The sequence below is a fragment of the Streptomyces sp. NBC_01216 genome, assembly GCF_035994945.1.
GTDB lineage: Bacteria > Actinomycetota > Actinomycetes > Streptomycetales > Streptomycetaceae > Streptomyces.
This window is the reverse complement of the sequence record NZ_CP108677.1, coordinates 796720-810439: the sequence shown is the minus strand read 5'-3', so window position 1 is coordinate 810439 and position 13720 is coordinate 796720. Positions and strand designations below refer to the sequence as shown.

At 68.4% G+C, this 13720-nt stretch carries 6 protein-coding genes and 1 pseudogene; 2 read left to right on the top strand and 5 right to left on the bottom strand.

Annotated elements, in window-relative coordinates:
- Window positions 1-46: 46 nt before the first annotated feature.
- Window positions 47-886, top strand: a complete 840-nt coding sequence (locus OG393_RS03520) for a transposase family protein (protein WP_327373072.1) — start codon at window positions 47-49, stop codon at window positions 884-886.
- A gap of 129 nt (window positions 887-1015) precedes the next feature.
- Here the strand turns inward: OG393_RS03520 and OG393_RS03515 are convergent, their stop codons facing one another.
- From OG393_RS03515 to OG393_RS03495, 5 genes and pseudogenes are all read right to left on the bottom strand, one after another.
- Window positions 1016-2791, bottom strand: a complete 1776-nt coding sequence (locus OG393_RS03515) for a reverse transcriptase/maturase family protein (protein WP_327373071.1) — start codon at window positions 2789-2791, stop codon at window positions 1016-1018.
- A 466-nt stretch (window positions 2792-3257) separates the two neighbouring features.
- The gene (locus tag OG393_RS03510) at window positions 3258-3719 is read right to left on the bottom strand and encodes a hypothetical protein (protein ID WP_327373070.1); all 462 of its coding nucleotides are present in this window, start codon (window positions 3717-3719) and stop codon (window positions 3258-3260) included.
- Window positions 3720-3784: 65 nt separating this feature from the next.
- Entirely contained in the window at window positions 3785-4591 is an 807-nt protein-coding gene (locus tag OG393_RS03505; protein ID WP_327373069.1) for a PIG-L deacetylase family protein, read from the bottom strand.
- Window positions 4584-5552 (bottom strand): annotated as a pseudogene (locus OG393_RS03500) (methyltransferase, FxLD system); the annotation flags it as partial. The gene OG393_RS03505 and the pseudogene OG393_RS03500, both read right to left, overlap by 8 nt.
- A gap of 194 nt (window positions 5553-5746) precedes the next feature.
- Window positions 5747-5959, bottom strand: a complete 213-nt coding sequence (locus OG393_RS03495) for a hypothetical protein (protein WP_327373068.1) — start codon at window positions 5957-5959, stop codon at window positions 5747-5749.
- 337 nt (window positions 5960-6296) lie between these two features.
- Here OG393_RS03495 and OG393_RS03490 point away from each other — a divergent pair, with 337 nt between their 5' ends.
- Window positions 6297-13637 (top strand): LamG domain-containing protein, encoded by a 7341-nt coding sequence (locus tag OG393_RS03490; protein WP_327373067.1) that lies wholly within the window; start codon window positions 6297-6299, stop codon window positions 13635-13637.
- Window positions 13638-13720: the final 83 nt, after the last annotated feature.

Genomic DNA, 13720 nt, shown 5'->3' with positions numbered 1-13720 from the left:
GGCAAGGGGCGTAACCTACAGGCCCCCGGCGGCAGTTGAGTTTGGTGTGAAGAAAAACAACGGGTCCGCCGAGGGCCCTGACAGCCTTGTCTACACCGCCCGCCTGCCGCTGTCGAGCGCCACCCTGAACTGGCTCGCCGACCTGATACGCGGCCACTGCAAGAAGATCGGCTCCAGGTGGCGGGCGCTGCCCGCCGGGAAGATCGCCGGCATCGTGCTGGCAGTACTGCGCTGTGACCAGCGGCCCGGCGACCTGGCCGGCGGCAACGGCATCCACCGCACCACCGTCACCCGCTGGGTGCGGGAAGTCGTCGGCCTGCTCGCCGCCCGCGCCCCGCGCCTGGACCGCGCGCTGAAAAAGATCGCCCGAAAGGGTGGCGGAATCGTACTGCTGGACGGCTCCCTGATCCGCACCCGGCGCCGCACCGGCACGGCGAACCGGAAGAACTACTCCGGCAAGCACAAACATCATGGCCTGCTGGTGATCGCACTCACCGACGACAAGGGTCGGCTGATCTGGGTCTCCGCCGCACGTCCCGGACGCACCTCGGAGATCACCGCCTCCCGTCACGACAAGCTCACCGCCCACCTGCGGGCCGCCGGGCTCGGAGCCATCGCCGACCTGGGGTTCATCGGCCTCGACGACAGCGGCCCGGACACCGACCCGGCGGTGATCACCGGCTACAAGGCCGCCCGGAACCGGCCCCTGACCCGCGGCCAGAAACTGTCCAACAAAGCGCTGGCCACGGTCCGTGCCCCGGTCGAGCACGGCTTCGCCCACCTGAAGAACTGGAGAGTCCTGGGCAAGGTCCGCACGGATCCGAGGTGGGCGACCACGCTGGTGCGGGCCCTGCTGGTGCTGACAAACCAGGAAGTCGCCCGCTGATGACCGATGATCTTGTCGCTGGACTACCGCCCCGGACCTCGCCGAGCGTCCCGACGCCTACGCACACCAGACCATCTGACGTGCAGTTTTCACGATGCACACTGCTCAATGCATTGGGCTCTCCCGTGACTATGCCGCGTTCGCTGCTGAGGAGGCGTGGATGTGCTGGTGACATCCGTGGCAGACAACGAGCGTCTTGCGCCGCTTCCTGGCCATCAGGGCTGCCCATGCGGGCTGGTCCGGCCCCCGTGTCCCCAGATCCGCGAGCTTGGCGACCTGGTGGACTGCCACCGTCGCACCTTGCTCGCACAGTTCGCATCGCCGCTCTCGGAGTCTGTGGATCAACTCCTTGGGCGGAGGGCGAACGTGGACCGGAGCCGGGTCGTGGACGTTCGCACGCCTGTCATGTTTGAGAGGTATTCCACCGAATCGTGACACTAGATCTGGCTTGTCCGGGCGTGTCTTTCTGGCCTCGTAGCAGATCCGCAGCCCGTCTTTGGTTTCAGTCTTGACCCGATAGCGGGCTGACATTTTCCTGACGGTTGAGCGGTGCTTGGCGGCCAGTGTTTTCAGCATTGATGTCTGGGCGTTCCAGCACAACATGCCGAGTTGTGACACATTCTGGGCGAGCAAATAGTAGTTCACGACGCCCCGGTATTCAGCCCCGTAGATCCGCACGATTTCGTAGTCGTCCAGATTCTGGAGCTCTCCCCGGTGCCACGGCTTTCCGTGTTTCCGGTAAGGGGCGCACTTGGCTTTGATCACATCCGTTGGCACGCGCAACGCGATTGTCCCGTTGACCGAACGGCGGCCCCGAGAGAGTTTCGTGTTGTCGTGCTGGACGATGACGTTGTAGCCGAGGAACCGCGCCGCACGTGTGCGAGCGTGTGTGATCAGGGTCTTGTCCTGGTTCAGTTCCAGCCCGAGGGTCTCCCGAAGGAACTGTGCCAGTCTCTCCTTAATCTCCTCAGCCTCAGCCTTCGGCCCTATGAAGCCCAGCAAGTGATCGTCGGCGTACCGTACATAGGTCAGCCTTCGATAGCCAGGGTCCATCGGGTCCGTTGCCGGGATGCGCTGCGTCTGCTTTTGCAGTTCTCGGGCTTGCACCCGGTCGCCGCGTTGCACCGCACGAAGCCGCCGACTTTTCAACCTGAAGTACTCAGTGTTGCCCTTTCGGCGGTTTCCCCGTGTGTATTCGGGGATAAGAGTCCCCTCTATGAATGCGTCGAGCTTGTCGAGGTAGATGTTACTTAACAGGGGGGAGAGAACGCCGCCTTGCGGAGTACCGCTCAGCGTTTCTTGGTATACCCATTCCTCCATGTACCCGGCTTTGAGCATGTTACGGACGAGCCGGAGAAATCGGTTATCGTGGATCTTCTCCGCCAGTATCCCGAGAAGGATTTCGTGGTCAACTGACCCGAAGCAGTCGGAGATGTCACCTTCGATGAACCACACGGTTCCGGACCAGGTGCGTTGCACCTCGCCAAGCGCGGTGTGACACCCGCGCCCCTTCCGAAAACCGTGCGATCGGGGAGAGAACTGCGGCTCGTAGAACGCTTCCAATAGAAGACGTACCGCTTCACCGACAAGCTTATCTCCCCATGAAGGCAAGCCAAGGGGACGAAGCCGCCCGTTTTTCTTCGGGATGTATACACGGCGGGCCGGAGAAAACTGATATCGCTCGCCGCGCATTGCTTCGATGATCTGGTCGATCTTCCCTTCGGACATGCCATCAGCGGTTTCTTCACTGACTCCCGGAGTCATCGCACCCTTGTTTGAGTAGATGCCACCATAGGCCAGCAAGTACAGATCCTTGTTGAACATCTGCCTGTAGAGCTCACTGCACGACAAGCCCTTCTTGCCGCGTTCGCGGAGGACAGAAAGCACCGTTTCGGCGTCTTGCATTTCGCATACCTCGCGGTTCCATTTTGTCCATCACCTGTGCCCCTTCGCCCTGTGATCCGGCTCTCCCGGTCTCCAGATTGGCAGGACGTTACCCCTGCGACTACTACGGGCACTCTGTCGCCATAGGACTCGCGTCCCTTAGGCGATCCCACGTTCGTCAGTGCCGTACGTTCTAGCGTGACTTAGGCGTCCCGTTCGTTTCCTTAAATGCCCTGACTGGGCATCGCTCCCGCGCCCCGGAGAATTGCAACAGAAGCCTTTACATCCTGCCGTAGGGGCCGGCGCCGGTTTCAGGCGTCTTTCCGGCGGGTGACAACATTTACACCTTCTGGAACTGGGATTCAGGCAATTCAGCTTTCGCCATATCACGCGGATCTCCCGACGCACCGCCCCATACGCCTGGGCACGGTCGCCGGTTTCCTGGCATGCTGCTGTTCCCTTCACCTTTCGGATCTTGGGTAAGCCATCAGATCCAGAGACATTCCTCCAATCTCTGCCCGCTGCGCGGGCGATACGGCACTGCGCCTCGTGGCGCAGAGAGGCTGTTGTGCGGTCGGTTCGGCGGTGTGAGCGGGTGGAGCGATCCGAACACCGTCCATAGGCCGAGCCTTCCCGCCAGCGCGGTGATCGACTCCGCTTCCTCGCGCATCACATCCCATGCGGCACGGCTCCAGTCAGCCGGCAACAGCTCACCGGTCGGGCCTGCCGCCATCACGTGCTTGCTCGGGTAGGTGATCGCCCCCTCGGGGAACTGCACCAGCCGCGCACCCGCCTCGGAGGCCTCGACCATCAGGGCCCGGATCTCCTGCCCGGCGGCCCGTAGTGCTCCTTGATCAGTGGGGTCCTCCGGCACCGTGCTTTGCGCGACCGCCAGCCGCAATGTCCTGATCCCACGGGGACGTTCCTCGGGTGCAGAAGTGGTGGCCATCGTTCTCCGATCGGTGAGTGCTTGCTCGTGGGCGGTGAAGGCGTGGTCGGCAAGTAGCCGGGGTGTCAGATGCTCAGCTGGGTCGGGTCGCCCTGTGTGGGACCGGGGGTGAGGCGGGTGAAGTACTCAGTCGCCATGACCTTGCTCCGGATCTCCCCCGGCAGGCGGGCGAGGATCCCGGGTAGCGGCCGTTCGCGGGCGACCTCCCCGCGGTGTGCGAGGATCGCCTGCCACTTCTGCGCCAGGTACGGAGTGACGTCGACGGCGGTGGTGGCGTAGGCGTCCGGGACCGCGAGCACGGCTTTGCCAACGGCTTCCAGCAGTGGTCCGAGCTCTCCGACGCCAGACTCGGGGTGCGTGGCGCAGTACACGGCGCGCGGTTGCCAGGGCTCACCGGCCTCGGGGTGAAGATGTGCGAGCCCCGCGTCCTGAGCGGCGAGGAGAGCGGCTTGGTGGGTACGGCGGTGGTCCGGGTGGCCGGTCAGCTGGCCCAGGGCGTCGTGCGTGACCATGATGTCGGGGCGGAACGAGCGGATGTGCTGGACCAGGGCGGCGACCACCTCGTCGAGCGGTGCGTCGACGAGCCGGGGACGGCCAGGGGCCGCCCGTTCGTTGCGGGCATCGCCGTATCCGAGCATGCGCGGTGCGCCCGCGCCGAGCGCTCGCAAGGCGTCGGCGAGTTCGGGAGCCCGCAGGCTATCGGGCGCCCAGGTCATGGTGACGACGGCGGTGCGCGCGTGCGCGGCGGCGTGCTGGGCGAGGACGCCGCCGGCGAGGAGGCTTTCGTCGTCGGGATGGGCGAACACGCCGAGCAGGGACGGCAAGGCGGAGGACGCCGCCTTCGCGGGGACCGGTTCGTGGGAGTCAGGCACGCTGTCCGCCAGCAGCCGAGAGGCTCAGTACGTCAGCGGGGGTTCGGCCCGGCCACTGGAAGACGAGCCGTGCGCTGGGCTTGTCGAGTACATCGCCGGGCGGCAGCTGGTCGTCGGGTGTTGTGGCCGGGTGGACGGTCATCGGCGGATAGCCGCTCTCGCGCACCTCGCGGTCCCAGACGCGGACGCACTCGGCGAAGCGCTCCGCCACCTCTTCGGCAGCTGGGCCGTAGGCGTGGATGAAGAACTCCGTGATGCGGTCGGCCGGCTCCGGGGCTTCCTTAACCTGCCGGTAGGTCAGGTAGGCGAGCGAGCCGTTCGCCAGGATCGCAGCCGCGTCCTGCTGCGCCACGAGCGCGGACCCTTTCGGCGCGGTCAGGCGGCAGAAGCCCGGCAGCGTGGTCGCGGCATAGACCTGCAACGTCTCGAAGTTGAAGATTCCCCGGACGATGAGACCCGTGGAGAGCTCGTGCCGGGGCCCGCGCAGCGCCTCGTCGAGGCCAGCGGTGTCGCCGGGCGTCCCGTCCTCCCAGCGCAGCGTGACGTCGCCGTCGGCCAGCCGCACGGCCGGGGCGGTACGGGCGGCGGCGCCGCGGTCGCGTACGAACCCGCAGTACGTCCAGTGCTCGCAGTGCAGCACGTCGCCGCGTCGGACCAGGGTGAGGGAGCGGGTGTAGCCGCCCATCTCGAGGGGCACGACCAGCCGGGCCCCCTCGGCGAGCTGCTCCCGCCATGCTGGTGCGATGTCGGACGCGTTGTGCGTGATCATCATCCCGTCGAACCCGCCGGCCGGCACGTGGTCTGGCGCGCCGAGGCCGCCGTCGCCGCGGACGGCGGTGACCCGGCCGCTGCCGGCCTCCGCGCACAGCCTCCGAGTGCGGTGCACCACGTACGGGTCGACGTCCACGGTCACCACCCGGCCGCGTTCCCCAACGATGTGGGCCAGGAGCTCCGCGTTGTAGCCGCCGGAGCCGAGAAACCGACGGGTTTACAGAATCTCGAAGGGGAAGCTGCGGGAACCCGGGGGACATCTCGCCAATTGTTTCCGCTGACGCGTGGGTTCGCTGGCTAAGCAGAAGAGTTCGGGTGCCACCGCTGCTTCCGGGTGTCTCGCGACGGGTTCGCGTGGGCCGGAGGCGAGGAGTTCGAGCACGGTCACAGCAGGCGGCGCACCTTCTGTCGACCAACCGCATTGTGGCCGGGCTCCTCGCCTGCGGAAGGAAGGGGATACCTTGCGCGCGGGGCGAGCAGGTGGCGACCCTGGACGTGAACCCCGAGGTCGAGGTCTTGCGCGGGGAATGAGACCAGGCCCTGGCTGCCGCTCGAAGAGGAGAAGCGGACCTGTCGGCGCTGCGCAACGTCGTTCAACGCCTGATGGTAGAGAACACCCGGTTTCTCGGAGGAGAGTCAGTTGGGCCCCCGGTTCCTGGTCACAGGTGACCTCGCCGGGCGGCCGGGTGGGCGTTCGGCTGGGCCCGGAGTGGGCTGGGGCGGCACTGTCCAGCCAGGGTGGGGGGCGTCGAAGTCCAGCCATCTGATGCATCATCAAGTCATATATCATTGACAATTTCGCAACTGTCTCTCCATCGAAGCCACACATGTCAAACTGACCGGCGCATCCCGAGGGCTGCATCGCAAGTCCATCGCCGCTCCGGACCGCAGGGGGAACCGGAGGCCCGGCGTTCATGCTCGTGGGAGGGGAACGGTGGCATCTCAGGATTCCTTGCTCAAGGTGTACGGGGACCGGTCGTACCGGCACGTGACCATGACGCGGCATCAGGGCACGACCATCGCGTTCGCGATGGACGCGTCCCTTCGGATCGTCTACTCCGTGCTGGACCTGTCCGGACCCTCGACCAAGGGGGAAGCGGATGCCGCGTACTGGAGCGAGAACCCGGCCGAACTGCCCTTCCCGCGGGAACTGGCCGAGGTGGGGTACGCCGTCGTCGGTGCGACGGCGATGCCGACGGTCAAGCGGGGCGGGGCCGAGGCGGCCGCCACTGAGCGGCCGACGGCCGTGGAGACGGACTCCTTCCTGTCCACCACCGCGCGGCTGACCGCGGACGCCCCGTTCCATGTGATATCCGACGGCACGTACGTGGTGGTCCTGCGGCAGTCGATCAACGAGACCCACCCCGGCACGGTGTTCAAGCTGCTCAGCGGCGGCAGCTCAGCGGACGCGTCCCGCACCGACTACGTGCTCAGCGGCACGAAGAAGGTGCCGCTGGTGTGCGACACCCTGCTGTGCGACCGGTTCCTGCTGGTGGACGGCAAGCTCAAGCCGGTCCTGGAGGTGCGCTACAAGCGCAGCCGGCACGCCACGCTTCCGGAGTCCGCCAAGGACAGCCTGGGCACCGAGGACATGGAGGACCGCCCGTTCTACGAGCCGACCCAAGAGCTGTCGTTCGTCCGGAACCTGACCCAGGGCCGGTTCGCCGCGGTGCTCGTGCCGACCGCGATCAGCGGTGCGCAGCGATGGCAGCTGTTCGCGCACAACGACGCCACCGGGCGGATCGACTCCTTCAACGTCGAGCAGGGTGCGCAGGGCCTGTTCAACACCCAGGGCACCCGCTTCTACACCAGTCCGGACCCGCTCTACCGGGACGCGGTGTTCGAGCGCAGCCCCGGGACCTGCCCGTTCACCGGGCGCGATTTGGTGCCCGTGACGGGCACCGACGGCTACGCGGAGACCGCGGTGCGGCTGGCCGGCACCGACCCCTACGTCGATCTGGGCGATCGGGCGGCGCTGCGGTTCGGCGGGAAGCCGTACTCGATCGAGGCGTGGGTCAAGCCCGAGGAGCTCAACGGCCCCGTGCTGGCCAGGGGTTCGGCGTACCAGCTCGCCCTGAGTCCTGACGGCACGGTGTACCTGGCCCACAACGCCGGCCCGTGGCTGATCAGCTCCAGCGACAAGATCGAGAAGGGCGTGTACAGCCACATCGCCGGCACCTTCGACGGCAAGACCGCGCGGGTGTACGTCAACGGCCGGCTGTCCGGCAGCGGGGACATGCCGTTCGTCGATGACGCCGGCTCAGTCGCGCTGATCGGCAAGAAGGTCCACCAGGGCCGGACGATCGGCTACTTCAAGGGTGACGTCGACGAGGTCCGGATCTGGAACCGGGCGCGCTCGGCGGCCGAGCTCACCGAGGACATGAACTACCGGCTGATCGGCAACGAGCCGGGCCTGGTGGCCTACTACCGCTTCGACGAGGGCACGGGCACCACCGCCTACGACCAGACGGACAACGCCCTACACGGCACGCTCAGCGCCGATGCGCAGTGGACCGGCTCGGACGCACCGGTCGGTGACCACCCCGGGGTGCGGCGTGACAGCTTCGCGCTCAAGGGGCGCTCGGTGGTGTCCGGCATGTCGGCGGTGCTCTACCACCAGCAGGAGAACGTCGTCGCCGGGTACCGCCCCGACCCCAAGCCCGCCAAGCGGCAGGCCCGGGTGCTGCTGGCGTTCGCCGCCAAGTACGGCCAGAACCCGTGCCTGGCGAGCCTTGACTTCGCGGTCGGCCGCGACGGCCGGCTGGCCCAGGTGCCGGACGTACTGGACCCGGCGCTGCTCAAGCGGCCGACGAAGGGCCAGGACTCGGAACAGGTAAGCGCCCTCCAGCAGGTGATCAGGCGGCTGGAGCCGGAGGTCGCGGCCCTGCCGCCGGAGATCGCCCGGCTGGACGCCACGGCGGGCAAGGTGGCCGAGCGGCAGGCGGAACACGACCGGCTGAAGGCAAGTTTCGACGACCTGGAGCGACGCTACTTCGATGAGAAGGACCTGGTCACTTCCTGGATTCACCACGTGGAGCTCAAGACTCCGCGCCAGCTGAAGGACACGACAGCGCAGCGGCTCTACGCCGTCAATTCCCCGTCGAACGAGTCCGGGGTGATTCTCGTCCCTGCCAGCACGACCGGCCAGTGGATGACCTGGCGGGTGGAGGCCGTCAGCGATACTCAGGACGGTCGGCCCTGCTACCTCCTGGTCTCCCACGATCGCAACGCGAACCTGCGCGTGGCAGGCAACTCCACTGCGGAGAAGGCCCGGTTGGTCACGGCTCTCTCCCGCGAGTGGAGCAACCCGTCCGAGCAATTCCAGCTGGTTTTCGAGGGTGAGTACGTTCGCATCGTCAACCGCCGGAGCCGCCTCGCGATCGGCCTCCCCTCCACCGCCGAAGACGTCCTCCCGGTTCAGTCGAGCGAACACCTCAAGGCGGAGTCGGGCCTGTTCCGCCTGACGCGCCTGTCCATGCACTCGGGCCTGGACGTGCTGTACCTCGCGGCCAAGGAGAAGATGGACGCCGCCCGCGCCCTGCTCCAGGAGGCGAAGACCGCCCAGCAGCGCGTCGCCGAACACAGGCTCACGCTGACCGCCAAGCAGGCGGAACTGCAGGACGCCCAGGACCGGCTGGCCCGCCTGTCGGGCGCTCTTCAGGGCGACGACGACCTGACGGTGGCGATGCCGCTGCTCGCGGTGGACAGCACCGGTCTGAGCCTGTCCGGCGCCCTGCTCGAATTCGCCCGCGGCACCGACCGGCCCGCACTGCTGGACAGCGGCACCGGCAACGTCGTGCTGTACTTCCGCGGGTCCGACGACCAGTTCTTCGCCGTGTACTACGACACCGCCGTCGTCCGCGGCGCCCAGACGCTGGCCGGGGACGGCGGCGTGCTCACCTTCGGTGCCCGCGACCCGGGCATCACCCTGGACGGCGCCACCATCAAGGTCAGCAACGGCGACGCCCCGGGCCGCTGCGACCTGACCGTCACCGTCGGCACCGACACCGAGACCTGGAAGTCCCTGCCCCGCAAGGCCGACCAGATGGTGGCCGCGCTGGCCGGGAGCCCCGGCCGGCCGGTGACGGTGGGCGCGGTCGCCCGCGTGAGCGGCAGCACCGTGGAGCTCACCGCGGCCACCCCCGCCCCGCTCTTGGCCAAGGCCCACCTCATGATCGGCAGCGCCGGGTACGCGGTGGACGCGGACACCCCCACCGGTTCCAAGACGCTCACCCTCTCGACGGCGGGCACCGCGATCAAGCCCGGCGACAAGGTCAGCCTGGTGGGCTACGACTGGGCCCGGGCCGAGTCCACCCGCCCCGGGGTCCTGCTCTCGACCGGCTCCCGGCTGATCTCCCTGACCACGGGCGGCGTCGACTCCGTGCCCAACGGCACCGCCAGGGCGAGCATCACCGGCCGCGGCTGCCGCTGGCGCGCCGAGATGCCCGGCCGGGCCTTCCTGCTCGACGGCAAGGACCAGTACCTGACGCTGCCCGCCGCCAAACTGCCCAGCGTCACCCCGACCGGCGACGTGACCCTGGAAGCCTGGGTCCACCCCGACGCCGGGCAGGGCCGGATCATCCACGCCAAGACGGACGAGTCCGCCTACTCCCTGGCACTGGCCCCCGTCGGGCTGCCCGTCAAGCAGTTCATCGCCGAAACCAAGATGGAGCTGACCGGCTCCCTCGACCTGTCCAACCGCGACTTCACCATCGAGCTGTGGGCCAAGCGCAATCAGTCCCGGGGCCGCCGGGAGCCGCTGCTGACCCACGGTGCCATGGACGGCCGAGCCAACCAGACCCTGCACCTGTGCTTCGAGCCCAACGACACCTTCATGTTCGCCCTGTACGGCGACGCCGTGACGACCGCTCAGCCCTACCCTGACCTGGAGTGGCACCACTGGGCCGCGGTGTACAAGCACGCCACCCGTGAGCTGGTCCTCTACCGGGACGGCACGGAGGTCGCCCGCGGCACCTCCGCAGGGCCCTACACCGGCAACGGGCAGCTGATCCTTGGCCACCAGCCCTTCACCGGCACCTACCTCGACGGCCAGATCGACGAGGTCCGCGTCTTCGGCCGGGTACGCACCCAGCAGGAGATCTCCGCCGAGCGCCACCAGCGCCTTTCCGGCCGGGAGCCGGGACTTCTGGGGCACTGGACCTTCGAGGGGCCCAGCACCCCTGCCTCGCCGATCAAGGGCTACCAGGTGGTGGCCCGGGTCGGCGACCGGGTACTGCGCTCCGCGGAACGCTTCCCCTGCAACGAGTGGGCGCATCTCGCCGCCACCTTCTCCCAGTCCTGGGCCGTGCGCCTGGACGGTGGCGAGGGCCTGTCGGTCGCCCCGCAGAACTCGCTGGACGTCCTGGAGGACCTCACCATCGAGGCGTTCGTCAAGATCGAACGCCTCGGTGCGCCGGTGGGCCTGCTCGCCAAGGGCACCGTCGTCAACGGCGGCCGGGACGGCGTCCCGTACCAGTTGAGCGTGCTGGCGGACGGCAAGGTGGAGTTCGCCTTCGCCGAGGCCGACGGCAAGGCCGTCCGGTACACCTCCGCGCGGGCCGTCACCGCCGGCGCCTTCCAGCGCGTCAGCGTGGTGCGCCAGCGCCGCAAGTCCGAGGTCACCGCCGCCACCGCCACCACCGCGGCGAGCGCGAACAGCCAGCCCGAGCAGGACATCCACTTCTACCTCGACGGCATTGCGGCCGGCAGCCACGTGTACAGCGGCCCCGGCGCGCAGTCCAACAGCAGCGAGCTGGAGATCGGCCGCGGGTTCCGCGGCGTGATGGGCGAGGTGCGGCTGTGGAACGCCGCGCGGCCGGCCGTCCAGCTCGGCCTGCCGGTCACCCCGCGCGAGAAGGGGCTCGTGGCCCGCTGGGCCTTCAACGAGAACGCCGGCAACGTCACCCTGGATGCCTCCGGCTCCTTCCCGGCGAAGCTGCGGGGAGCGCGCTGGACCCGCGACCCCGACCCCACGGCCAGTCCCTTGCGGCTGTACCGCAACGGCGAGCCGCTGTCCGAGGGAGTGCCCACCGCGCAGGACACCGGCACCTGGGGCGAGGCCCAGCTCACCCTGGGCGCACGCCTGGACGCCGGCAAGCCCACCGAGCTGCTGGCCGGAACTCTGGAGGAGGTGCGGATCTGGCGTACCGTCCGCACCCGGGAGCAAATTTCCGACAACCTGTTCACCCGCCTGCACGGGGGCAAGCAGGACCTGCTCGGCTACTGGCCCTTCGACCGGGACTCCACTACGCCCGGCACCACCACGGTGCGCGACGAGGGCCTGCGCGGCAACGACCTGGGCTTCTCCGCCAAGCGGCCGCGCATCCTGCTCTCCACCGCGCCGGTGTCCACCGACACCGCCCAGGTGCGCTCGGCCCTGGCCGACGTCCGCACCCCCTTCCACGACACCATCGCCGGTGCACCCGGCGCCACCGAGTACGCGGACCTCCAGTTCGACGCCAAGGGCGAGGCCCTCGGCGTCCTCAAACGCTGCTACGGGTTCGTCCGGGGCGGCCGCTGGCACCTGGTCACCGGCTACAAGGTGGGCGACCTGGTCACCGAGTGGGTCGGCCAGGCCCAGTTCGACCCGCAGCTCATGGGCTACGTCGAGGGCGCCCCGCCGGTGCCCTCGGAGAACCTCACCGACAAGGGGGACGGCTACGCTGGCGCCTCCTCGGTGGAGTTCGCCGAGGCCGACCAGGTGGTGCAGAGCCTGTCCTCCAGCAAGACCCGCAGCGTGAACGCCGCATTCAGCTTCGCCCTGGGCATGGAGACCGACGCCAGCGTCATGGCGATCTCGGCGCCGCTGGGTTTCGGCACCGCCACCCCGCTGGCCGAGGGCCAGTTGAAGCTCGGCGTCTCCGGCAGCCTGGAGTACGCCAACACATGGAGCCAGGACACCAGGGTCAGCCAGGGCAAGAACACCGCCCGCAAGACCAGCCTGGCGCTGACCGGCCACCCCGAGGACCCCGCCAAGGTGCTGAACGCAGCGATCGGACGGCGGTACGTGCCCGCCAACACCGGCCTGGCACTGGTCCAGTCCCAGACCGCCGACGTCTTCGCCCTGCGCCTGGCGCACACCGGCGCCCTGGTCGCCTACCGGATGCTGCCCAACCCCGACATCCCGCGGGACTGGAACGTCATCCACTTCCCCCTGAACCCCCGCTACACCAAGCAGGGCACCTTGGACGGCGCGGTCGGCTTCGACGACCGGGGCAAGGTCCTCGACCCCGACTACCCCACCGCCGCCAACTACGGCGAGTACAGCTACTTCAAACCGGGCGACGCCTACGCGCTCAAGCGCCGGATCACCCGCGACCAGCAGCGTCTGCACGCCTTCTACGAGTCGATCTCCACCGACCCGCACCGCCGGGACCCGGCCGAGACCCAGGCCACCGCAGTGCTGCAATCGATGGGGATGTCCGCCGGGCAGCAAGAGAGCGCCCGCAACACCGCCGGCAGCGCCGCCGCCAACGGCTTCTCGCACCGGGACCTGGTCAACACCTACGTCTGGACCGCGAAGGGCGGCTTCTTCGCCGAGACCACCGAGGCCACCGACGCCGTCAGCGAGACCACTTCCGGCTCCTACGCCTTCAGCGGCAAGTTCGGCGCCAGCATGGGGGTCAGCTTCGGCGCCCTCGGCCTTGGCTTCTGGGGCCAGATGGACGCCTCGGTGGGCGGCGGCTTCAGCACCACCCGGGCCAAGGGCAAGGACGCCTCCCGCTCCTTCGGCCTGAACGTCCAGTGCGCGCCCTCCGGCGACCTGCAACGCCGCGACAAGGAGGGCAAGTTGGTCTACGACATCGCCGGCAAACCGGCCCTGGTGCCGGGCAAGGTCGACGCCTACCGCTTCCTCACCTTCTACCTCGGCGAGAACAGCGCCAACTTCGACGACTTCTACCACAAGGTCGTCGACCCGACCTGGCTCTCGGGCAGCAATGCCTCCGACGCCGCCGCACTGCGCCAGACCCGCCAGAACTCCGCGAAACCCCCGTGCTGGCGCATCCTGCACCGCGTCACCTACATCAGCCGGGTCCTGGCACCCGTCCCGCCGCCCGGAGCGCCGCCGCTGGAGAAGGCAATGCGCGCCGAGAACATCGACAGCAACTACGAACTGATCAAGCGCCTGGAGCCGTACGTCCGCCCCGCCGCCACCAGCAGCGCCGCCCTCGCCACCGCCACCCGCGACACCCTGGCCGCCCAGCTGCCCGAACTGCTCCCACACAGCGCCGAGATCATCAGGTACCTCGGCCGCTACTTCGGCATGGAGAACTGACAGCCGCCCGGCCCTCCACCACACCGGAGGGCCGGGCCCCTCTACCGCCGCAGCCACCGCCCCCCAGTGCACAACTGCCCCCC

What these genes read in the sequence shown, in the direction of transcription:
- OG393_RS03515 (WP_327373071.1), bottom strand. Translation starts at nt 2,791, where the DNA reads ATGCAAGACGCCGAAACGGTGCTTTCTGTCCTCCGCGAACGCGGCAAG.
- OG393_RS03510 (WP_327373070.1), bottom strand. Translation starts at nt 3,719, where the DNA reads ATGGCCACCACTTCTGCACCCGAGGAACGTCCCCGTGGGATCAGGACA.